Here is a 20,032-nt window from a genome sequence, read left to right as displayed (position 1 = left end):
GCTACGACGGGGCGGACGATCGGACGACGTGCGGCGATCGCCGAAACTGCGCTTCGCACCCTCGCTGGCTGCGTTGTCGCGATAGGACGGGCGCTTGCTGTCGTCACCACCTACGCGGCGCGGCCGTGCATCGTCATCGCTACGACGGGGCGGACGATCGGACGACGTGCGGCGATCGCCGAAACTGCGCTTCGCACCTTCGCTGGCTGCGTTGTCGCGATACGGTGCACGCGCGCCACGGTCGGCGCCGCCGTCACGCGGCGCGCGCTGGGCCGGTGCGCGCTCCGCGCCTGCGGAACCGCGCGGCTTGAACGCGCGTTCGCCGGCCGCCGCGGGCGCCTGCTTCGGGCGGGCTGGCTTGTCCCCGGCGGGCGGTGCCGCAGGGCGCACCGCCTTGCGGGCGACGAGGCTGCCGGAGCGGACAGGGGCGCGGGTCGGCGACGCCGGCTTCGGATTCTTGACGGTTAATTTGGTGCGCATAAACGCTGGGATTCATTCAGACTGCGATCGCGCGCAGCAATTCGGTTTCGAGCTGGATCTGCAGGCGGTTGTCGGACAGGCCGGCACCCGCAAGCAGAAAGATGTCCTCGACGCGTTCGCCGAGCGTATTGATCCGCGCCGCATGGACGCCGATCCGATGCTCGGCCAGCACGCGCGCGATCGAATAGAGAAGGCCCGGCCGGTCGTTGGCGGACACGGACAGGATGTAATACTGGCCGCGCTCGTCGGCCCGGAGGTCGACGCGCGGCGTGATCGGAAACGTCCGGGACAGCCGCGACAGGCGGCCCTTGGACGGTTCCGGCAGCGACGCGGTATCGGCCAGGCGCGTCGCGAGTTGCTGTTCGACGAGATTCGCGATGTCGCGGTAGCGCACGTCGCGTTCGGTCTGCGTGACGATGAAGTTGTCGAGCGCATAGCCGTGCCGCGTCGTGCTCACGCGTGCATCGAGCACCGACAGCCCGTTGCGGTCGAAGTACGCGCAGATGCCCGCGAACAGGTCGGGGCGGTCCTTCACGTAGACGAGCACCTGCAGCGCGTCGCCGATCGGCGATGGCCGCGCACGCACGATCGCGGTTTCGGCATTCACGTGCCGGTACAGCACGCGCGTCTGCCATGCGATGTCGGCCGCGTCGTGACGCAGGAAGAAGCCGACGTCGAGCTGATTCCACAATGCGCGGTGCGCGTCGTCGGGCACCGTCTCGAGGCGCAGCAGCGCGAGCGCCTGCTCCTGACGCGACTTCAGTTCCGAATGCGCGTCGGGGTTGGCGCCGCCGAGCACGGCGAGCGTGATGCGGTATAGGTCCTCGAGCAGCTTGCCCTTCCACGTGTTCCACACCTTCGGGCTCGTGCCGCGGATATCGGCGACGGTCAGCAGGTAGAGCGCGGTCAGGTGCCGTTCGTTGCCGACGACTTCGGCGAAGCGCTTGATGACTTCCGGATCGCTCGTGTCCTGCTTCTGTGCGACCTGGCTCATCGTCAGGTGGTGCTGGACGAGCCACACGATCAGCGCCGCGTCGTCGCCGGCGATCCCGTGCTCGCGGCAGAAGCGCCGCGCGTCGGCCATCCCGAGCGTCGAGTGATCGCCGCCGCGGCCTTTCGCGATGTCGTGGAACAGCGCCGCGACATACAGCACCCACGGGCGCTCGAAATTGCCGATCAGCTGGCTGCAGAACGGGTACTCGTGCGCATGCTCGGCCACCGCGAAGCGGCGGATGTTGCGCAACACCATCAGGATGTGCTGGTCGACCGTGTACACGTGATACAGGTCGTGCTGCATCTGGCCGACGATGCGGCGGAAATTCAGCAGGTAGCGGCCGAGCACGCTCGTCTGGTTCATCAGCCGGAACGCATGCGTGATGCCCTCGGGCTGCTGCAGGATCTGCATGAACGTGCGGCGGTTCTGCGGATCGCGCCGCCACGTGTTGTTCATGATCTCGCGCGAGTTGTACAGCGCGCGCAGCGTGCGGGCGGACAGGCCCTTCACGCCACGGGTCGTCTCATACAGCACGAACGCTTCGAGGATCGCGTCGGGGTGGCGTTCGAACACGCCGTCGTCGACGATCTCGAGCATGCCCTGCTTCTCGACGAAGCGATCGGGCGACAGCACGCGCGTGATGCCGCTCGTCGCGGGGAACAGCTGCGCCTCGATGTTCTGGATCAGGATCGTGGCGAGCTGCGTGACGGCCTTCGCCGCCCAGTAGTAGCGGCGCATCAGCTGCTCGCTTGCTCGCTTGGCCTGCGTCGGCCGGTAGCCGAAGCTCTCGGCCGCCTGCGTCTGCAGGTCGAACACGAGCATGTCCTGACGGCGGCCGGCAATCACGTGCAGCCGCGCGCGCAGCGTCTTCAGGAATCCTTCGTTGCGGCGCAGCTCACGCGCCTCGCGCTCGGTGATGAGCCCGCGCGTATCGAGTTCGTGCCAGCTGCTGCCGAAGCCGGCCGCGCGCGCGATCCACAGGATCGTCTGCAGGTCGCGCAGCCCGCCGGGGCTTTCCTTCACGTTCGGCTCCAGGCTGTAGGGCGTGTCCTGGAACTTCGCGTGGCGCTGGCGCATCTCGAGCACCTTCGCGGTGAAGAATGCGCGCGCGTCGAGCGCCTCGTGATAGCGCACCGTGAAACGCTCGAACAGCGCGGTGCTGCCGACGATGCGGCGTGCCTCGAGCAGCGAGGTCTGCACGGTGACGTCCTGCGACGCTTCCTCGATGCATTGCGCGACCGTGCGCACGCTGCTGCCGATCTCGAGGCCGAGATCCCATGCCATGCCGATGAAGCGCTCGATGCGCGCGTCGAGCGCCGGGTCGTGCGTGTCGGGCAGCAGCACGAGGATGTCGACGTCGGAGTGGGGCGCGAGCTCGCCGCGCCCGTAGCCGCCGACGGCGACGAGCGCGAGTGTCGCCGGCAGCCCGCATTCTTCCCACACGCGCTTGAGCGCTTCGTCGGTGAGTTTCGACAACGCGTGCATCAGCGACGCGACGTTCGTCGCGCGGCGAAAGCGCTCGAGCATGTCGATCTTGGCGGCCTTGAATTCGGCGCGCCGCGACAGCGCTTCGGGCGAGGGGGCGGCGTGAGCGCTCATGGGCGGCCGTTCAGGTCAGGGGCGGGTGGGGCAGGCTGGCGCGACGGCGCTCAGACCGCGGCGGCCGGTTGCGCGAACACCGGGCGCGCCGGCGTGCCGGCCGACACGGTCAGCACTTCGTAGCCCGTCTCGGTGACGAGCACCGTGTGCTCCCATTGCGCGGACAGGCTGCGATCGCGGGTCTTGACCGTCCACTGGTCGGGCATCGTGCGGATGTCGCGCTTGCCGGCGTTGATCATCGGCTCGATCGTGAAGATCATCCCGGCCTTCAGTTCGATGCCGGTGCCGGGACGCCCGTAGTGGACGACCTGCGGATCTTCGTGGAACACCGTGCCGATGCCGTGGCCGCAGTATTCGCGCACGACGCTGTAGCCCTGCGCTTCCGCATGTTTCTGGATCGCGTAGCCGATGTCGCCGAGGTGCGCGCCGGGCTTGACCTGGTCGATGCCGAGCCACATGCACTCGTAGGTGGTCTGCACGAGGCGCTTCGCAAGGATCGAGCCCTCGCCGACGATGAACATCCGGCTGGTGTCGCCGAAGTAGCCGTTCTTGATCACGGTGATGTCGATGTTCAGCGCGTCGCCGTTCTTGATCACCTTCTCGCCCGGAATGCCGTGGCAGATCACGTCGTTGACCGAGATGCAGGTGGCCTTCGGATACGGCGGATAGCCGGGCGGCTGGTAATTCAGCGGCGCGGGGACCGTGCCCTGCTCGTTGAGCATGAATTCGTGACAGAGCCGGTCGAGCTCGGCGGTCGTGACGCCCGCGACGACGTGCGGCGTGATGAAGTCGAGCACTTCGCTCGCGAGACGGCAGGCGACGCGCATCTCGGCGATGTCGTGTTCGTTTTTGAGCGTGATAGCCATCGAGGTATGCCTGGAATGCGGTGAATTGACGGATTATCGCACCTTATGGCGGGCCTCGCAGCCCCTGCCTGCGTGTGGATGCGGGTTTTCGCGGATTGTCCGGCCGCCTGCCGCGCGGCAAGCGAAAGTGGCGGGCGACTTGAGGGGCGACAAATCGGCGTGCTATACTCTTTGGCTAAGTCGACGTCCAAATGCCGAACATGCCCCGTCTTGGGGCGGCATGGCTGATGAAAGGCTTGCGGCACGGGCGTTTTGCACGTGTCGAATCGCAAGCCGGCGCAACCAGGGTGCCGGCCGCGCGGAACGACGGTCCTTCGGGGCACGTTCGCGCGGCGGTACGGCAGCCGGCTTAAGACCCAACCCTCGTGGAGAATTCACATGGCAGTTACGATGCGCCAAATGCTGGAAGCGGGTGTCCACTTCGGTCACCAGACGCGCTTCTGGAACCCGAAGATGGCTCCGTTCATTTTCGGTCACCGCAACAAGATTCACATCATCAACCTCGAAAAGACGCTGCCGATGTTCACGGACGCACAGAAGTACGTGCGCCAGCTGGCAGCGAACCGCGGCACGATCCTGTTCGTCGGCACGAAGCGCCAGTCGCGTGACACGATCGCCCAGGAAGCGCAACGTGCGGGCATGCCGTACGTCAACGCACGCTGGCTCGGCGGCATGATGACCAACTTCAAGACGCTGAAGGTGTCGATCAAGCGCCTGAAGGACATGGAAACGGCAGTCGAGGCAGGCGAGCTCGAGAAGATGAGCAAGAAGGAAGCGCTGCTGTTCGAACGCGAAATCGCCAAGCTGCAGAAGTCGATCGGCGGCGTGAAGGACATGGGCGGCATTCCGGACGCAATCTTCGTCGTCGACGTCGGCTACCACAAGATCGCCGTCACGGAAGCGAACAAGCTGGGCGTGCCGGTCATCGCCGTGGTCGATACGAACCACTCGCCGGAAGGTGTGGACTACGTGATCCCGGGCAACGACGACTCGAGCAAGGCAGTCGCGCTGTACGCTGAAGGCGTGGCCGACGCGATCCTGGAAGGCCGTGCGAACGCGGTCAACGAAGTGGTCCAGGCCGCACGCGGCGACGACGAGTACGTCGAGGAAAACGCGTAACTGGCCCCGAGCCGGCGCAAAAAGGGGGCTCTCAACAGGCCCCCTTTTTTTAAGCTTGTGCGCCGGACCTGATCGCGCCGAATCGGCGCGGGTCCGGAAACGATTTTCGGCCGTTCGCGTCCAAGCGGGCGGCGTTGTGAATACAGACTCAAGGAGCGAATGATGGCGGCAATTACCGCAAGCATGGTGGCAGAACTGCGCGCAAAGACCGACGCACCGATGATGGAGTGCAAGAAGGCGTTGACGGAAGCCGACGGCGACCTGGCCAAGGCTGAAGAGCTGCTGCGCGTCAAGCTCGGCAACAAGGCGAGCAAGGCGGCATCGCGCGTGACGGCAGAAGGCGTCGTCGCATCGTTCGTCGGCGGCAATGCAGGTTCGCTCGTCGAACTGAACTGCGAAACCGACTTCGTCGCGAAGAACGACGACTTCCTCGCATTCTCGAAGACGGTTGCGGAACTCGTTGCAACGCAAAACCCGGCCGACGTGGCTGCGCTGTCGGCGCTGCCGCTCGAAGGCTCGACGGTCGACGCAGTGCGCCTGGCACTGGTCGGCAAGATCGGCGAGAACGTGTCGATCCGTCGTTTCGTCCGTTTCGAAACCGCGAACAAGATCGCCACGTACCTGCACGGCGCACGCATCGGCGTGATCGTCGAGTACACGGGCGCTGAAGAGCAGGTCGGCAAGGACGTCGCGATGCACATCGCCGCGATGAAGCCGGTCGCCCTGTCGTCGGCCGACGTGCCGGCGGAACTGATCGAGACGGAACGTCGCGTCGCCGAGCAGAAGGCTGCCGAATCGGGCAAGCCGGCTGAAATCGTCGCGAAGATGGTCGACGGCAGCGTCCAGAAGTACCTGAAGGAAGTGTCGCTGCTGAACCAGACGTTCGTGAAGAACGACAAGCAGACGATCGAGCAGATGCTGAAGGCAGCGAATGCGGCGGTGCAGAAGTTCGCGCTGTTCGTCGTCGGCGAAGGCATCGAGAAGCGCCAGGACGACTTCGCCGCCGAAGTGGCCGCGCAAGTCGCAGCAGCAAAGCAGCAGTAAGCAGTCAGGCAGTATCCGCGGCGGGCGTCCGCTCCGCCGCGGCCGGCGGCGCCGCCGGCTGGCCGGGAACCCCGGTCCGGTCGTCGGCGCTTGCCCGAATCAGTATTTCGCCCCTACAGTTCGTGGTTGTCATCCTCTCGTCGCTCGGAAGCCCCTATGTCCAATGCCTATAAACGCGTCCTTCTCAAACTCTCCGGCGAAGCGCTGATGGGCGACGATGCCTTCGGCATCAATCGCGCGACGATCGAACGGATGGTGGCGGATATCGCCGAAGTCGTGGGTCTCGGTACGCAGCTTGCGGTCGTGATCGGCGGCGGTAATATTTTCCGCGGCGTCGCGGGCGGTGCGGCGGGCATGGACCGCGCGACGGCCGACTACATGGGGATGCTGGCGACGATGATGAACGCGCTGGCGCTGCAGGATGCGATGCGCCACGCCGGCATCGTCGCGCGCGTGCAGTCCGCGCTGCGCATGGACCAGGTCGTCGAGCCGTACATCCGGCCCCGCGCGATCCGCCAGCTTGAGGAAGGCAAGGTCGTGATCTTCGCGGCCGGCACGGGCAACCCGTTCTTCACGACGGACACGGCCGCCGCGCTGCGCGGTTCGGAAGTGGGCGCCGAGGTCGTGCTGAAGGCGACCAAGGTCGATGGCGTATATTCTGCCGATCCGAAGAAGGATTCGTCGGCCACGCGCTACACGACGATCAGCTTCGACGAGGCGATCAGCCGCAATCTGCAGGTGATGGACGCGACGGCCTTCGCGCTGTGCCGTGACCAGAAGCTGCCGATCCGCGTGTTTTCGATCAACAAGCCGGGCGCGCTCAAGCGTATCGTGCTGGGCGAGGACGAAGGCACGCTCGTCCACGTGTAAACTCCCGCGGATGCGGGCAAGCGGCGTGGGTCGCCGGCCGCGGCGCGTGGCGCGCCGGGCGGGGCCCGCGTTCTTTGAAGGTTGGAAGGTTTGGAGGTTGAAATGAGTGTCGCTGATGTCAAGAAGGGCGTAGAGCAGAAGATGCAGCGCTCGATCGAAGCGTTCAAGAACGATCTGGCGAAGATCCGTACGGGCCGGGCGCATACCGGTCTGCTCGATCACGTCCAGGTCGACTATTACGGCTCGATGGTGCCGATCTCGCAGGTCGCGAACCTGACGCTCGTCGACGCACGCACGATCGGCGTGCAGCCGTGGGAAAAGAACATGGTCGCGAAGGTCGAGAAAGCCATCCGCGAAGCCGATCTCGGCCTGAACCCGGCAACGTCCGGCGATCTGATCCGCGTGCCGATGCCCGCGCTGACGGAAGAGCGCCGCCGCGAGCTGACCAAGGTGGTCAAGAGCGAAGGCGAAACGGCCAAGATCGCGATCCGCAACCTGCGCCGCGACGCGAACGAAGCGCTCAAGAAGCTCGTGAAGGACAAGGAAATCTCGGAAGACGACGAGCGCCGTGCGAGCGACGACGTGCAGAAGCTGACGGACAAGCACGTCATCGAAGTCGACAAGCTCGTGCAGAGCAAGGAAGCCGAGATCATGACGGTCTGACGACCGTCCTCGCGCGCCGCCTTCTTCCCGCATTACTGTCTCAACGGCCATGACCTATACCAGCTCTACCGTTCGCGTGCCTGACGTCGGCGTCGTGCCGCGTCATATCGCGATCATCATGGACGGCAACGGCCGTTGGGCGACCGAACGCCGCTTGCCGCGCGTCGCGGGGCACACCCGCGGCGTGGACGCCGTGCGGGCGGTGGTCGAGGGTTGCGCGCGCGCCGGCGTCGAATACCTGACGCTGTTCGCGTTCAGTTCGGAAAACTGGCGCCGGCCGAACGACGAAGTGTCGTTCCTGATGCGGCTGTTCATCACCGCGCTCGAGCGCGAGATCGGCAAGCTGCATGCGAACGGAATCCGCCTGCGCGTGGTGGGCGATCTCGAACGCTTCGAGCCGCGCATCCGCGAACTGATCCGCCGTGCCGAAACCAAGACGGCGCGCAACACCCGCCTGACCCTGACGATCGCCGCGAACTACGGCGGCCGCTGGGACATCCTGCAGGCGACGAAGAAGCTCGTCGAGCAGGCCGTGCGCGAAGGCCGCGAGGTCGACGTGACCGAAGACGCGTTCGCGCCGCACCTGGCGATGGCCTATGCGCCGGAGCCCGATCTCTTCATCCGCACCGGCGGCGAGCAGCGCGTCAGCAATTTCCTGCTGTGGCAGCTCGCGTACGCCGAATTCTATTTCACCGACAAATACTGGCCGGACTTCGACGGCGCGGCGCTCGCCGACGCGATTGCGTCGTATACCGAGCGCGAGCGCCGTTTCGGGCGCACCAGTGCGCAGCTCGAACCGCAATCGCAGAACGCCGACTCCCTTTCATGCTGAAGACCCGTGTAATCACGGCGGTCGTGATGCTGGCGGTGCTGCTGCCGGTGACGCTGTTCGCGCCGCTCAGCGGCTTCGGCGCGCTGATCGGCGTCGTGCTCGTGTTCGCCGCGTGGGAATGGGCGCGCCTGCTGAAGCTCGGCGCGGCCGGTTCCGTCGTCTACGCGATCGTCGCGATGCTGGCGCTCGCCGCGACCACGCCGCTCGGCATCGACGCCACGGCGTCCCGTCCCCTTTTCATGGCAGCCGGCGTGTTCTGGCTGCTGGTCGGCCCGTTCTCGCTGCGGCGCAAGCCGCAACTCGCGGGCGGCGTCTGGCGGCCATTCCTGCTCGCGGCCGGGCTCGTGGTGTTCGCGGCCTGCTGGCATGCGCTCGTCGCGGCGCGTGCGCAGGGTGTGCCGTTCGTGCTGTCGCTGCTTCTGGTCGTCTGGCTCGCCGATATCGGCGCATACTTCGCGGGCAAGGCCTTCGGAAAGCGTAAACTGGCCATCACGATCAGTCCCGGCAAGAGCTGGGAAGGTGCGATCGGCGGCTGGCTCGCCGTGATGGTCGTTGCGGGTGTCGCGGTCGCCGCGCACTGGTTCGAGCCGACCCTGTTTTCCGCATTCGACGCGCGCTACGGGATGCCCGGCGCGTGGGCCGCGCTGACGTTGCTGGTCGTCTACAGCGTGATCGGCGACCTGTTCGAGTCGCTGCTCAAGCGTCAGGCGGGCGTGAAGGATTCGAGCGGACTGCTGCCCGGTCACGGCGGCGTGCTCGATCGCGTCGACGCGCTGCTGCCGGTGCTGCCGCTCGCAATGCTGCTGCTTGGTTAAATCACTCATTCTGTTATGCAAAAACGTCTGACACTGCTCGGTTCCACGGGCTCGATCGGAGACAGCACGCTCGACGTGGTCGCCCGCCATCCCGAGCGTTTCTCGGTCTACGCGTTGACCGCGCATCGCAACGGCGACAAGCTCGTCGAGCAGTGCCTGCGCTTCGTACCCGAAGTCGCGGTGGTCGGCGATGCGGCGACGGCTGCGCACGTCGACGCAAGGCTGCGTGCGGCAGGCAGCAAGACCACGGTGCTGTACGGGCCGCAGGCGCTCGTCGACGTGTCGAAGAGCGACGCGTGCGACACGGTCGTCGCGGCGATCGTCGGCGCGGCCGGTCTTGCGCCGAGCCTCGCGGCCGCGCACGCCGGCAAGCGCATCCTGCTCGCGAACAAGGAATCGCTCGTGATGTCGGGTGCGATCTTCATGGACGCCGTGCGCGACCATGGCGCGATCCTGCTGCCGGTCGACAGCGAACACAACGCGATCTTCCAGTGCATGCCGCGCGACGCGAACGAGCACGGCGGCATCTCGAAGATCATCCTGACCGCGTCGGGCGGCCCGTTCCGCACGCGCGAGCCGGCCACGCTCGTCGACGTGACGCCGGACGAGGCCTGCAAGCACCCGAACTGGGTGATGGGCCGCAAGATTTCGGTCGATTCCGCGACGATGATGAACAAGGGCCTCGAGGTGATCGAGGCGCACTGGATCTTCGGTCTGCCGGGCGACCGGATCGACGTGCTGATCCACCCGCAGAGCGTGATCCATTCGCTCGTGTCGTACCGCGACGGCTCGGTGCTCGCGCAGCTCGGCAACCCCGACATGCGCACGCCGATCGCGCACGCGCTGGCGTTCCCGGAGCGCGTCGACGCCGGCGTCGAGCAGCTCGACCTCGCGCAGATCGCGCAGTTGTCGTTCGAGAAGCCCGATTACACGCGCTTCCCGTGCCTCGCGCTCGCGCTGAAGGCGCTTGAAGAGGGCGGCATCGCGAGTGCCGCATTGAACGCGGCGAACGAAATCGCGGTCGAAGCGTTTCTCGAGCGGCGGATCGGCTTCATGGCGATCGCGGCGACGGTCGACGCGGTGCTCAACGCACTGCCGAACCGCAACCCGAACGGGCTCGATGACGTCCTGGCGGCGGACGCCGAGGCACGCCGCCTCGCCGCCTCGATCATTGCGAAAGCGCCTGCGCCACGCGTGGAGCGTACTGTCTGAATGAGGTGCTCATGAACGTGCTGGTCGAACTGGTCGCGTTTGCGGTGGCGATCGGGGTGCTGGTCGTCGTGCATGAGTACGGACACTATCGCGTCGCGCGCTGGTGCGGCGTGAAGGTCCTGCGTTTCTCGATCGGTTTCGGCCAGCCCGTCGCGCGGTGGGTCAGCCGCAGGACGGGCACCGAGTGGACGCTCTCCGCACTGCCGCTCGGCGGGTACGTGAAGATGCTCGACGAGCGCGAGGCGGGGTCGGGCGTCAAGCCCGAGGAGCTCGACCAGGCGTTCAACCGGCAATCGGTGTTCAAGCGCATCGCGATCGTCGCCGCCGGCCCGATCGCGAACTTCCTGTTGGCAATCGTGCTGTTTTCCGTCGTATTCGCGACCGGCGTCACCGAGCCGGCCGCGGTGCTCGCGCCGCCGGCCGCCGGCACGGTGGCGGCCCGTGCGGGTTTCGACGGCAGCGAGACGATCGTGTCGATCCGTGACGTTGGCGCAGGCGACGAGCAGGGCGGCGCCGCCGTGCCGGTGCGCTCGTGGTCGGACCTGCGCTGGAAGCTGCTGTCCGCCGCGTTCGATCATCGCGAGGTCGTGCTCGGTGCGCGCGATGGCGGCGCGTCGACGTTCGACTTCCGCGTCGACCTGCGCAATGTTCCGGAAAGCCAGCTCGACGACGATTTCATGATGCACCTGGGCTTCGAGACCGGCGGCGGCACGCTGTCGGTGGCGTCGGTGCAGCCCGGCAGTGCGGCCGAGCAGGCGGGCCTGAAGGCCGGCGACAAGCTGCTCACGCTCGACGGCAAGCCCATCGGCGGCGCATCGCGCTTCATCGATGCGGTGAAGCACCATGCGGGCCAGGCGGTTGCCCTGCAGGTCGAGCGCGGCGGCGCCGTGCAGTCGGTATCGATCGTGCCGCAGGCGCAGCGCGACGACGAAACGGGGCAGCAGATCGGCCGCATCGGCGCGGCGCTGTCGATGCACACGCCGTCGGTCGACGTGCGCTACGGGCCGCTCGAGAGCCTGCAGCTCGGCGCGCACCGCACGTGGGACATCGCCGTTTACTCGCTGAAGATGTTCGGGCGGATGATCACGGGCAATGCGTCGCTGAAGAACCTGTCCGGCCCGGTGACGATCGCCGACTATGCGGGCAAGAGCGCGCGGCTCGGCCCGTCGGCCTTCCTGTCGTTCCTCGCCCTTGTCAGCATTAGCCTCGGCGTGCTGAACTTGCTGCCGATTCCCGTTTTGGACGGGGGGCATCTGTTATATTATCTGGTTGAAGCCGCGACCGGGAAAGCCGTTTCGGAGCGCTGGCAGCTGATTCTGCAAAGAGCCGGGTTGATCTGCATCGTCGCGTTGTCGGCGATCGCGCTGTTCAACGACCTGGCTCGGTTAATCCATTTCTGAAGCGTCAGGCGGCGGCCGGTCGGTCGCCGCCTGATTTGATGCAGCTAAATATTGGGGATGCACGTTGTTCAAACCTCATCGCTTTGTACCTAAGACAGTTGCAGCGGCCGCGCTCGCCGCGCACGGCCTCGCGGCGCATGCAGCGGCACCGTTCGTGGTGCAAGACATCAAGATCGAGGGGTTGCAGCGCGTCGAAGCGGGGTCGGTGTTCGCCTACCTGCCGATCAAGCAGGGCGATACCTTCACCGACGACAAGGCATCCGAAGCAATCCGCGCGCTGTACGCGACGGGCTTCTTCAACGACGTGCGTATCGCCACCCAGGGCAACGTCGTGATCGTGCAGGTGCAGGAGCGTCCGGCCATCGCGTCGATCGACTTCACCGGCACGAAGGAATTCGACAAGGACAACCTGACGAAGGCGCTGCGCGCGGTGGGTCTGGCCGACGGCCGCTACTACGACAAGGCGCTCGTCGACAAGGCGGAGCAGGAGCTCAAGCGTCAGTACCTGACGCGCGGCTTCTACGCGGCCGAAGTCAAGACGACGGTCACGCCGGTCGACGCGAACCGCGTGTCGATCCTGTTCGCGGTCGCCGAAGGCCCGAGCGCGAAGATCCGCCAGATCAACTTCATCGGCAACAAGGCGTTCAGCACCAGCACGCTGCGCGACGAGATGCAGCTGTCGACGCCGAACTGGTTCTCCTGGTACACGAAGAACGACCTGTACTCGAAGGAAAAGCTGACGGGCGACCTCGAGGCCGTGCGCTCGTACTACCTGAACCGCGGCTACCTCGAGTTCAACATCGAGTCGACCCAGGTGTCGATCTCGCCCGACAAGAAGGACATGTACCTGACGGTCACGCTGCACGAAGGCGAGCCGTACAAGGTGTCGGGCATCAAGCTGTCGGGCAACCTGCTCGATCGCGAAGCCGAACTGACCAAGCTGATCAAGATCAAGCCGGGCGATCGCTTCTCGGCCGAAAAGCTGCAGCAGACCACGAAGGCGATCGTCGACAAGCTCGGCGAATACGGCTACGCGTTCGCGACCGTCAACGCACAGCCGGACATCGACCAGGCCAACCACAAGGTGAACCTGAACCTCGTCGTCGATCCGAGCCGCCGCGTGTACGTGCGCCGCATCAACGTGGTCGGCAACACGCGTACGCGCGACGAAGTCGTGCGTCGCGAAATGCGCCAGCTCGAAAGCTCGTGGTTCGATTCGAACCGCCTCGCGCTGTCGAAGGACCGCGTGAACCGTCTCGGCTACTTCACCAACGTCGACGTGACGACGGTGCCGGTCGAAGGCACGAACGACCAGGTCGACGTGAACGTGAAGGTCGATGAAAAGCCGACCGGCGCGATCACGCTGGGCGCGGGCTTCTCGTCGACGGACAAGGTGGTGCTGTCGGCCGGCGTGTCGCAGGACAACGTGTTCGGCTCGGGCACGAGCCTGTCGGTGAACGTCAACACCGCGAAGAGCTACCGCACGCTGACCGTCACGCAGGTCGACCCGTACTTCACGGTCGACGGCATCAAGCGGATCACGGACGTCTTCTACCGTACGTATCAGCCGCTCTACTATTCGACGAGCTCGAGCTTCCGGATCATCAGCGCGGGCGGCAACCTGAAGTTCGGCATCCCGTTCTCGGAAGTCGACACCGTCTACTTCGGCGCGGGCTTCGAACAGAACCGTCTCGACGTCGACTCGAACACGCCGCAGAGCTACCAGGATTACGTGAACGAGTTCGGCCGCGTGTCGAACACGGTGCCGCTGACCGTCGCATGGTCGCGCGACGCGCGTGACAGCGCGCTGATCCCGAGCCGCGGCTACTTCACGCAGGCGAACGTCGAATACGGCGTGCCGGTCGGCAAGATCCAGTACTACAAGGCCGACCTGCAGGCGCAGTACTACTATTCGTTCTCGCGCGGCTTCATTCTCGGCATGAACCTGCAAGGCGGCTACGGTAACGGTATCGGCAACCCGTACCCGATCTTCAAGAACTACTACGCGGGCGGTATCGGCTCCGTGCGCGGCTACGAGCCGAGCTCGCTGGGCCCGCGCGACACGAAGACGAACGACCCGATCGGCGGTTCGAAGATGCTGGTCGGCAACATCGAGCTGACGTTCCCGCTGCCGGGCACCGGCTACGACCGCACGCTGCGCGTGTTCACGTTCCTCGACGGCGGTAACGTGTGGGGCAACGCGCCGGGCGGCACGAGTACCGGCGCGAACGGCCTGCGTTACGGCTATGGTGTCGGTCTGGCGTGGATCTCGCCGATCGGCCCGCTGAAGCTGAGCCTCGGCTTCCCGCTGCAGAAGCATGAAGGCGACCAGTACCAGAAATTCCAGTTCCAGATCGGGACGGCGTTCTGATCGAACGCATGACAACAGCAACGAGAGGGTAATTTTGCTAACCGGTAAGTTTTCGAAACGAGTGATGTGTGCGCTGACCGTTGCGCTGGCCTTGGGCGCGGCGACGGCACACGCACAGGACGTCGCCCGCATCGCGGCGGTCAATTCGGATCGGATCCTGCGCGAGTCGGCGCCCGCCAAGGCGGCGCAGACGAAGCTCGAAGCCGAGTTCGCGAAGCGTGACAAGGATCTGCAGGACCTCGCGGCGCGCCTGAAGTCGATGTCCGACTCGCTGGACAAGAACGGTGCGTCGCTGTCGGCGGCCGATCGCGCGCAGAAGCAGCGCGATCTCGCGCAGCTCGACACCGACTTCCAGCGCAAGCAGCGCGAGTTTCGCGAAGACCTGAACCAGCGCCGCAACGAGGAGCTCGCGGCGGTGCTGGAGCGTGCGAACCGGGTCATCAAGCAGATCGCCGAGCAGCAGAATTACGACCTGATCGTCCAGGAAGCCGTGTACGTCAGCCCGCGCATCGACATCACCGACAAGGTGCTCAAGGCGCTCGCGTCCGGCTCGACGAACTGAACGGAGCAGACGACGAATGGCATTGACGCTTGAGGCACTCGTAAAGCGGTTCGGCGGCGAGATCGCCGGCGACGCCCAATGCACGGTGAGCGGCCTTGCGCCGCTCGATCAGGCAGGCCCTCAGCAACTCGCGTTTCTCGCGAATCCGAAGTACCTGGCGCAGGTCGAGACGACCCGCGCCGGCGCGGTACTGATCGCGCCGAAGGATCTCGAAAAGCTGGGCACGGCCGCTACCGGCCGGACGGCCGGCCCCCGCAGCTTCATCGTGACGCCGAATCCGTACGCGTACTTCGCGCGCGTCGCGCAGATGTTCATCGATCTCGCCACGCCGCCGCGCGCGGCCGGCGTGCATCCGAGCGCGACGATCGATCCGGCCGCGCAGGTCGCCGCGAGCGCGGTGATCGGCCCGCACGTGACGGTCGAGGCCGGTGCGGTGATCGAGGACGACGTGCAGCTCGGCGCAAACGTGTTCGTCGGCCGCGGCACGACGATCGGCGCGGGTTCGCACCTTTATCCGAACGCATCGGTGTACCACGGCTGCAAGATCGGTCCGCGCGCGATCATCCATTCGGGTGCCGTGATCGGTTCAGACGGGTTCGGCTTCGCGCCGGATTTCGTCGGCGACGGCGACGCGCGCACCGGCAGCTGGGTCAAGATCCCGCAGGTCGGCGGCGTGTCGATCGGCCCGGACGTCGAGATCGGCGCGAACACGACGATCGATCGCGGCGCGATGGCGGACACCGTCATCGAGGAATGCGTGAAGATCGACAACCTGGTCCAGATCGGCCACAACTGCCGGATCGGCGCCTATACGGTGATTGCCGGCAACGCGGGCATCGCGGGCAGCACGACGATCGGCCGCCATTGCATGATCGGCGGCGCGGCGGGCATCGCCGGCCACGTGACGCTCGGCGACTATGTCATCATCACCGCGAAGTCGGGCGTGTCGAAGTCGCTGCCGAAGGCCGGCATCTACACGAGCGCATTCCCGGCCGTCGACCACGGCGAATGGAACAAGAGCGCCGCGCTCGTGCGCAATCTCGACAAGCTGCGCGAGCGCATCAAGGCGCTCGAAACCGCGCTGGCCGCCCAGGGCGGCACGGACGCCTGAGCGCACCATGCGAGACCACGAACCGGGCACGGCCAGCGCAACCGGCCCGGTTTGCCAGACTGGGCCGCGCGGCGGCCCGCTTCAGCCTTTGCATCACCACCGCGCAGCCTCTGCGTGAGACGAACCATCATGAGCACTGAAAAAATCAATCTCGACATCCACAAGATCCTCACGCTGCTGCCGCATCGCTACCCGATTCTGCTGGTCGATCGCGTGCTCGAACTCGAGCCGCACAAGGGAATCAAGGCGCTGAAGAACGTGTCGATCAACGAGCCGTTCTTTCAGGGGCACTTCCCGAAGCGGCCGGTGATGCCGGGCGTGCTGATCCTCGAGGCGCTCGCTCAGGCGGCCGCGCTGCTGACGTTCGCGGAAGAGCAGCCGAAGGATCCGGAAAACACGCTGTACTACTTCGTCGGCATCGACGGCGCACGCTTCAAGCGCGTGGTCGAACCGGGCGACCAGCTGATCCTGAACGTGACGTTCGAACGCTACATCCGCGGCATCTGGAAGTTCAAGGCGGTGGCGGAAGTTGACGGCAAGGTGGCGGCGGAAGCCGAACTGATGTGCACGGTCAAGACGGCCGACGCGGCGCCCTGAGCGACGCGGCACGCATGGGTAACGTAACGCGAGCAACGCGACACATCACATCGAGAGGCAACGGCGCATGACCAGGATTCATCCTACCGCGATTGTCGAACCGGGCGCGCAGATCGACGAGTCCGTCGAGATCGGGCCGTACGCGATCGTCGGGCCGCACGTCACGATCGGCGCGCGGACGACGATCGGCTCGCACAGCGTGATCGAAGGTCACACGACGCTCGGCGAGGACAACCGCATCGGCCATTACGCGTCGGTCGGCGGCCGTCCGCAGGACATGAAGTACAAGGACGAGCCGACGAAGCTCGTGATCGGCAACCGCAACACGATCCGCGAATTCACGACGATCCACACCGGCACGGTGCAGGACGCCGGCGTGACGACGCTCGGCGACGACAACTGGATCATGGCCTATGTGCACATCGGTCATGACTGCCGCGTCGGCAACAACGTGATCCTGTCGAGCAACGCGCAGATGGCCGGTCACGTCGAGATCGGCGACTTCGCGATCGTCGGCGGGATGTCGGGCGTGCATCAGTTCGTGCGCATCGGCGCGCATTCGATGCTGGGTGGTGCATCGGCACTCGTGCAGGACGTGCCGCCGTTCGTGATCGCAGCCGGCAACAAGGCCGAGCCGCACGGCATCAACGTCGAAGGCCTGCGCCGGCGCGGCTTCTCGCCGGACGCCATCTCGGCGCTGCGCAGCGCGTACCGCCTGCTGTACAAGAACGGCCTGTCGCTCGAGGAAGCGAAGGTGCAGTTGCGCGAGCTCGCGGCGACGGGCGGCGAAGGCGATGCGGCGGTCAGCGTGCTCGTCGCGTTCATCGACGCGTCGCAACGCGGCATCATCCGCTAAGCGATGTCGCTCCCGACCAATCAGCTCCGGCTCGCCATGGTGGCCGGCGAGCCGTCGGGCGATCTGCTCGCGGCGTCGCTGCTCGGCGGGCTTCAAGAGCGGCTGCCCGCGTCGACCCGGTACTACGGGATCGGCGGCCAGCGGATGCTCGCACACGGCTTCGACTCACACTGGCAGATGGACAAGCTGACCGTGCGCGGCTATGTCGAGGCGCTCGGCCAGATCCCCGAGATCCTGCGAATTCGCGGCGAGCTGAAGCGCCAGCTGCTCGCGGAGCGGCCCGACGCATTCATCGGCGTCGACGCACCCGATTTCAACTTCAACGTGGAGCAGGCCGCGCGCGACGCGGGCATCCCGGCGATCCATTTCGTGTGCCCGTCGATCTGGGCGTGGCGCGGCGGCCGGATCAAGAAGATCGCGAAGTCGGTCGACCACATGCTGTGCCTGTTCCCGTTCGAGCCGGCGCTTCTCGACAAGGCGGGCGTCGCATCGACGTACGTCGGTCATCCGCTGGCCGACGAGATCCCGCTCGAGCCCGACACGCACGGCGCGCGCATCGCGCTCGGCCTGCCGGTGGACGGCCCGGTGATCGCGGTGCTGCCGGGCAGCCGGCGCTCGGAGATCGGGCTGATCGGCCCGACGTTCTTCGCGGCGATGGCGCTGATGCAGCAGCGCGAGCCCGGCGTGCGGTTCGTGATGCCGGCGGCGACGCCTGCGCTGCGCGAACTGCTGCAGCCGCTCGTCGATGCGCATCCGCAGCTCGCGCTGACGATCACCGACGGCCGCTCGCAGGTCGCGATGACGGCCGCCGACGCGATCCTCGTGAAGAGCGGCACCGTCACGCTGGAAGCCGCGCTGCTGAAGAAGCCGATGGTGATCTCGTACAAAGTGCCCTGGCTGACCGGGCAGATCATGCGCCGGCAGGGCTATCTGCCGTACGTCGGCCTGCCGAACATCCTGGCGGGGCGTTTCGTCGTGCCCGAGCTGCTGCAGCATTTCGCGACACCCGAGGCGCTCGCCGATGCGACGCTGACGCAGCTGCGCGACGACGCGAACCGCCGCACGCTGACGGAAGTCTTTACCGAAATGCATCTGTCGCTGCGGCAGAACACGGCCGCGAAGGCCGCCGAAGCGGTCGTGCGCGTGCTCGAGCAACGCATGGGGCGCGCATGACGGCAGCGCGTGCACCACGCCGCCGCGCGTCGATCGACGTGCAGGGCGGGTTCGACTTCAGCCGGCCTGACGAGATCGTCTGCGGCGTCGACGAAGCCGGCCGCGGCCCGCTCGCGGGGCCGGTGGTCGCCGCCGCGGTGATCCTCGATCCCGCGCAGCCGATCGACGGGCTCGACGATTCGAAGGCACTGTCCGCGAAAAAGCGCGACGCGCTGTACGACCTGATCGTCGCGCGTTCGCGCGCGTATTGCGTCGCCTCGGCCAGCGTCGACGAAATCGACACGCTCAACATCCTGCACGCGACGATGCTCGCGATGAAGCGGGCCGTCGAAGGCCTGTCGGTGCTGCCGACGCTTGCCCAGATCGACGGCAACCGCTGTCCGACGCTGACGGTGCGGGCCGAGGCGATCGTCAGCGGCGACGCGCTCGTGCCGAGCATCTCGGCCGCGTCGATTCTCGCGAAGGTCACGCGCGACCGCATGCTCGTCGACCTGCACGCGCGTTTCCCCGTCTACGGCTTCAACGTGCACGCGGGCTACGGCACCGCGAAACATCTTGCCGCGCTGCGCGAGCACGGCCCGTGCGAAGCGCATCGGCGCTCGTTCGCGCCCGTGCGCGCGGCACTCGACCTGATTCGATGAAAAGCATTACTTCCCGCGACAACCCGCTGTACAAGCGCCTGAAGGCACTCGCGGGGTCGACGTCCCAGCAGCGCCGCGGCGGCCAGGCGCTGCTCGAAGGTTTCCATCTCGCCGGCGCGTATCTCGATACGGGGGCCACGCCCGAGCTGTGCGTCGCGACCGAAGGCGCGCTCGCCCATGCCGAAGCGCAGGCCATCATCGCGCGCATCGATGCGCAGCGGGTCGTCACGCTGCCCGACACGCTGTTCGGCCAGTTGTCGAACGTGGTCAGCGGCGTTGGCTTCCTGCTGCTCGTCGACCGGCCCGCGCAGCCGCTGCCGGAGCGCGTCACGCATACGTCGGTCGTGCTCGACGGTGTGCAGGACGCCGGCAACGTCGGGTCGATCCTGCGCAGCGCGGCGGCGGCTGGCGTGCGCCGCGTGTTCTGCGCGCCGGGCACCGCCTATGCATGGTCGTCGAAGGTGCTGCGTTCGGGGATGGGCGCGCATTTCCTGCTGTCGATCCACGAGGATGTCGAAGCCGGCGCGCTCGCCGAACGCCTCGACGTGCCGGTCGCGCTGACCGATTCGCACGGCGCGCAGGCGGTCTACGATTGCGACCTGGCGGGCCCCGTCGCATGGGTGTTCGGCAACGAGGGGGCGGGCGTGTCGGCGTTCTGGCGCGACGCGGCCACGCACCGCGTGACGATTCCGCAACCGGGCGGCATGGAGTCGCTGAACGTCGCGGCGGCGGCGGCGGTGTGTTTGTTCGAGCAGGTGCGGCAGCAGCGGCGCACGTGACATGACGGCGTGACGCGTGGCATTGCCCGCGCGGCATCCCGCACCATG

At 66.5% G+C, this 20,032-nt stretch carries 18 protein-coding genes and 1 pseudogene; 16 read left to right on the top strand and 3 right to left on the bottom strand.

What is annotated here, in order from left to right; genetic code table 11:
• The 3 genes and pseudogenes from ACTJKF_RS26865 to map form a co-directional block, all read right to left on the bottom strand.
• Positions 1-480 (bottom strand): annotated as a pseudogene (locus ACTJKF_RS26865) (pseudouridine synthase); the annotation flags it as partial.
• A 16-nt stretch (positions 481-496) separates the two neighbouring features.
• Positions 497-3,073: a [protein-PII] uridylyltransferase gene (locus ACTJKF_RS26860; protein WP_440627612.1), complete on the bottom strand. Its 2,577-nt coding sequence runs from the start codon at positions 3,071-3,073 to the stop codon at positions 497-499.
• Between the two features lie 50 nt (positions 3,074-3,123).
• On the bottom strand, positions 3,124-3,939 hold the full coding sequence (map, locus tag ACTJKF_RS26855) for a type I methionyl aminopeptidase (protein WP_014896732.1): 816 nt from the start codon (positions 3,937-3,939) through the stop codon (positions 3,124-3,126).
• 378 nt (positions 3,940-4,317) lie between these two features.
• Between map and rpsB the strand changes: the two genes are divergently transcribed.
• The 16 genes from rpsB to ACTJKF_RS26775 all read left to right on the top strand — a co-directional run bounded on the left by rpsB (position 4,318) and on the right by ACTJKF_RS26775 (position 19,984).
• Positions 4,318-5,058: a 30S ribosomal protein S2 gene (gene rpsB, locus ACTJKF_RS26850; protein ID WP_124830615.1), complete on the top strand. Its 741-nt coding sequence runs from the start codon at positions 4,318-4,320 to the stop codon at positions 5,056-5,058.
• Between the two features lie 162 nt (positions 5,059-5,220).
• The gene (gene tsf / locus ACTJKF_RS26845; RefSeq protein WP_174930987.1) at positions 5,221-6,102 is read left to right on the top strand and encodes a translation elongation factor Ts; all 882 of its coding nucleotides are present in this window, start codon (positions 5,221-5,223) and stop codon (positions 6,100-6,102) included.
• Positions 6,103-6,258: 156 nt separating this feature from the next.
• A complete protein-coding gene (pyrH, locus tag ACTJKF_RS26840; RefSeq protein WP_212162789.1) occupies positions 6,259-6,972 on the top strand; it encodes a UMP kinase in 714 nt (237 codons plus the stop codon).
• Between the two features lie 102 nt (positions 6,973-7,074).
• Positions 7,075-7,635 carry a ribosome recycling factor gene (gene frr / locus ACTJKF_RS26835; protein ID WP_440627608.1) on the top strand — a complete coding sequence of 187 codons (561 nt, stop codon included), beginning with the start codon at positions 7,075-7,077 and terminating at the stop codon, positions 7,633-7,635.
• A gap of 49 nt (positions 7,636-7,684) precedes the next feature.
• Complete coding sequence (gene uppS, locus ACTJKF_RS26830; RefSeq protein WP_440627607.1) at positions 7,685-8,467, top strand: polyprenyl diphosphate synthase; 783 nt, start codon at positions 7,685-7,687, stop codon at positions 8,465-8,467.
• Positions 8,461-9,282: a phosphatidate cytidylyltransferase gene (locus ACTJKF_RS26825; RefSeq protein WP_440627605.1), complete on the top strand. Its 822-nt coding sequence runs from the start codon at positions 8,461-8,463 to the stop codon at positions 9,280-9,282. The genes uppS and ACTJKF_RS26825 overlap by 7 nt, the downstream gene beginning before the upstream one ends.
• A gap of 15 nt (positions 9,283-9,297) precedes the next feature.
• Entirely contained in the window at positions 9,298-10,494 is a 1,197-nt protein-coding gene (locus ACTJKF_RS26820; RefSeq protein ID WP_440627603.1) for a 1-deoxy-D-xylulose-5-phosphate reductoisomerase, read from the top strand.
• An 11-nt stretch (positions 10,495-10,505) separates the two neighbouring features.
• Entirely contained in the window at positions 10,506-11,894 is a 1,389-nt protein-coding gene (gene rseP / locus ACTJKF_RS26815; protein ID WP_440627602.1) for an RIP metalloprotease RseP, read from the top strand.
• Positions 11,895-11,958: 64 nt separating this feature from the next.
• Positions 11,959-14,265 carry an outer membrane protein assembly factor BamA gene (bamA, locus tag ACTJKF_RS26810; RefSeq protein WP_440627600.1) on the top strand — a complete coding sequence of 769 codons (2,307 nt, stop codon included), beginning with the start codon at positions 11,959-11,961 and terminating at the stop codon, positions 14,263-14,265.
• A 64-nt stretch (positions 14,266-14,329) separates the two neighbouring features.
• Entirely contained in the window at positions 14,330-14,827 is a 498-nt protein-coding gene (locus tag ACTJKF_RS26805) for an OmpH family outer membrane protein (RefSeq protein ID WP_205611421.1), read from the top strand.
• A gap of 16 nt (positions 14,828-14,843) precedes the next feature.
• A complete protein-coding gene (lpxD, locus tag ACTJKF_RS26800) occupies positions 14,844-15,938 on the top strand; it encodes a UDP-3-O-(3-hydroxymyristoyl)glucosamine N-acyltransferase (protein WP_440627598.1) in 1,095 nt (364 codons plus the stop codon).
• A gap of 129 nt (positions 15,939-16,067) precedes the next feature.
• The gene (gene fabZ / locus ACTJKF_RS26795) at positions 16,068-16,535 is read left to right on the top strand and encodes a 3-hydroxyacyl-ACP dehydratase FabZ (RefSeq protein ID WP_006495559.1); all 468 of its coding nucleotides are present in this window, start codon (positions 16,068-16,070) and stop codon (positions 16,533-16,535) included.
• Between the two features lie 67 nt (positions 16,536-16,602).
• A complete protein-coding gene (gene lpxA / locus ACTJKF_RS26790) occupies positions 16,603-17,391 on the top strand; it encodes an acyl-ACP--UDP-N-acetylglucosamine O-acyltransferase (RefSeq protein ID WP_440627596.1) in 789 nt (262 codons plus the stop codon).
• Between the two features lie 3 nt (positions 17,392-17,394).
• A complete protein-coding gene (lpxB, locus tag ACTJKF_RS26785) occupies positions 17,395-18,564 on the top strand; it encodes a lipid-A-disaccharide synthase (protein ID WP_440627594.1) in 1,170 nt (389 codons plus the stop codon).
• Positions 18,561-19,205 (top strand): ribonuclease HII, encoded by a 645-nt coding sequence (gene rnhB, locus ACTJKF_RS26780; protein ID WP_440627592.1) that lies wholly within the window; start codon positions 18,561-18,563, stop codon positions 19,203-19,205. Before lpxB ends, rnhB begins: the two co-directional genes overlap by 4 nt.
• Positions 19,202-19,984: a TrmH family RNA methyltransferase gene (locus tag ACTJKF_RS26775; protein ID WP_440627590.1), complete on the top strand. Its 783-nt coding sequence runs from the start codon at positions 19,202-19,204 to the stop codon at positions 19,982-19,984. The genes rnhB and ACTJKF_RS26775 overlap by 4 nt, the downstream gene beginning before the upstream one ends.
• Positions 19,985-20,032 lie beyond the last annotated feature (48 nt).

The organism is Burkholderia sp. 22313 (genome assembly GCF_052045245.1).
GTDB lineage: Bacteria > Pseudomonadota > Gammaproteobacteria > Burkholderiales > Burkholderiaceae > Burkholderia.
The sequence above is the reverse complement of the archived record's forward strand: the minus strand, read 5'-3'. Positions and strand labels throughout refer to the sequence as shown.

Bases quoted from the DNA above. Each gene is read 5' to 3' on its own strand.
- tsf (WP_174930987.1), top strand. From the start codon at position 5,221: ATGGCGGCAATTACCGCAAGCATGGTGGCAGAACTGCGCGCAAAGACC.
- rpsB (WP_124830615.1), top strand. From the start codon at position 4,318: ATGGCAGTTACGATGCGCCAAATGCTGGAAGCGGGTGTCCACTTCGGT.
- uppS (WP_440627607.1), top strand. From the start codon at position 7,685: ATGACCTATACCAGCTCTACCGTTCGCGTGCCTGACGTCGGCGTCGTG.
- lpxB (WP_440627594.1), top strand. From the start codon at position 17,395: ATGTCGCTCCCGACCAATCAGCTCCGGCTCGCCATGGTGGCCGGCGAG.
- ACTJKF_RS26820 (WP_440627603.1), top strand. From the start codon at position 9,298: ATGCAAAAACGTCTGACACTGCTCGGTTCCACGGGCTCGATCGGAGAC.
- fabZ (WP_006495559.1), top strand. From the start codon at position 16,068: ATGAGCACTGAAAAAATCAATCTCGACATCCACAAGATCCTCACGCTG.
- rnhB (WP_440627592.1), top strand. From the start codon at position 18,561: ATGACGGCAGCGCGTGCACCACGCCGCCGCGCGTCGATCGACGTGCAG.
- lpxD (WP_440627598.1), top strand. From the start codon at position 14,844: ATGGCATTGACGCTTGAGGCACTCGTAAAGCGGTTCGGCGGCGAGATC.
- map (WP_014896732.1), bottom strand. From the start codon at position 3,939: ATGGCTATCACGCTCAAAAACGAACACGACATCGCCGAGATGCGCGTC.
- rseP (WP_440627602.1), top strand. From the start codon at position 10,506: ATGAACGTGCTGGTCGAACTGGTCGCGTTTGCGGTGGCGATCGGGGTG.
- pyrH (WP_212162789.1), top strand. From the start codon at position 6,259: ATGTCCAATGCCTATAAACGCGTCCTTCTCAAACTCTCCGGCGAAGCG.
- frr (WP_440627608.1), top strand. From the start codon at position 7,075: ATGAGTGTCGCTGATGTCAAGAAGGGCGTAGAGCAGAAGATGCAGCGC.
- ACTJKF_RS26860 (WP_440627612.1), bottom strand. From the start codon at position 3,073: ATGAGCGCTCACGCCGCCCCCTCGCCCGAAGCGCTGTCGCGGCGCGCC.
- lpxA (WP_440627596.1), top strand. From the start codon at position 16,603: ATGACCAGGATTCATCCTACCGCGATTGTCGAACCGGGCGCGCAGATC.
- ACTJKF_RS26775 (WP_440627590.1), top strand. From the start codon at position 19,202: ATGAAAAGCATTACTTCCCGCGACAACCCGCTGTACAAGCGCCTGAAG.
- ACTJKF_RS26805 (WP_205611421.1), top strand. From the start codon at position 14,330: ATGTGTGCGCTGACCGTTGCGCTGGCCTTGGGCGCGGCGACGGCACAC.
- ACTJKF_RS26825 (WP_440627605.1), top strand. From the start codon at position 8,461: ATGCTGAAGACCCGTGTAATCACGGCGGTCGTGATGCTGGCGGTGCTG.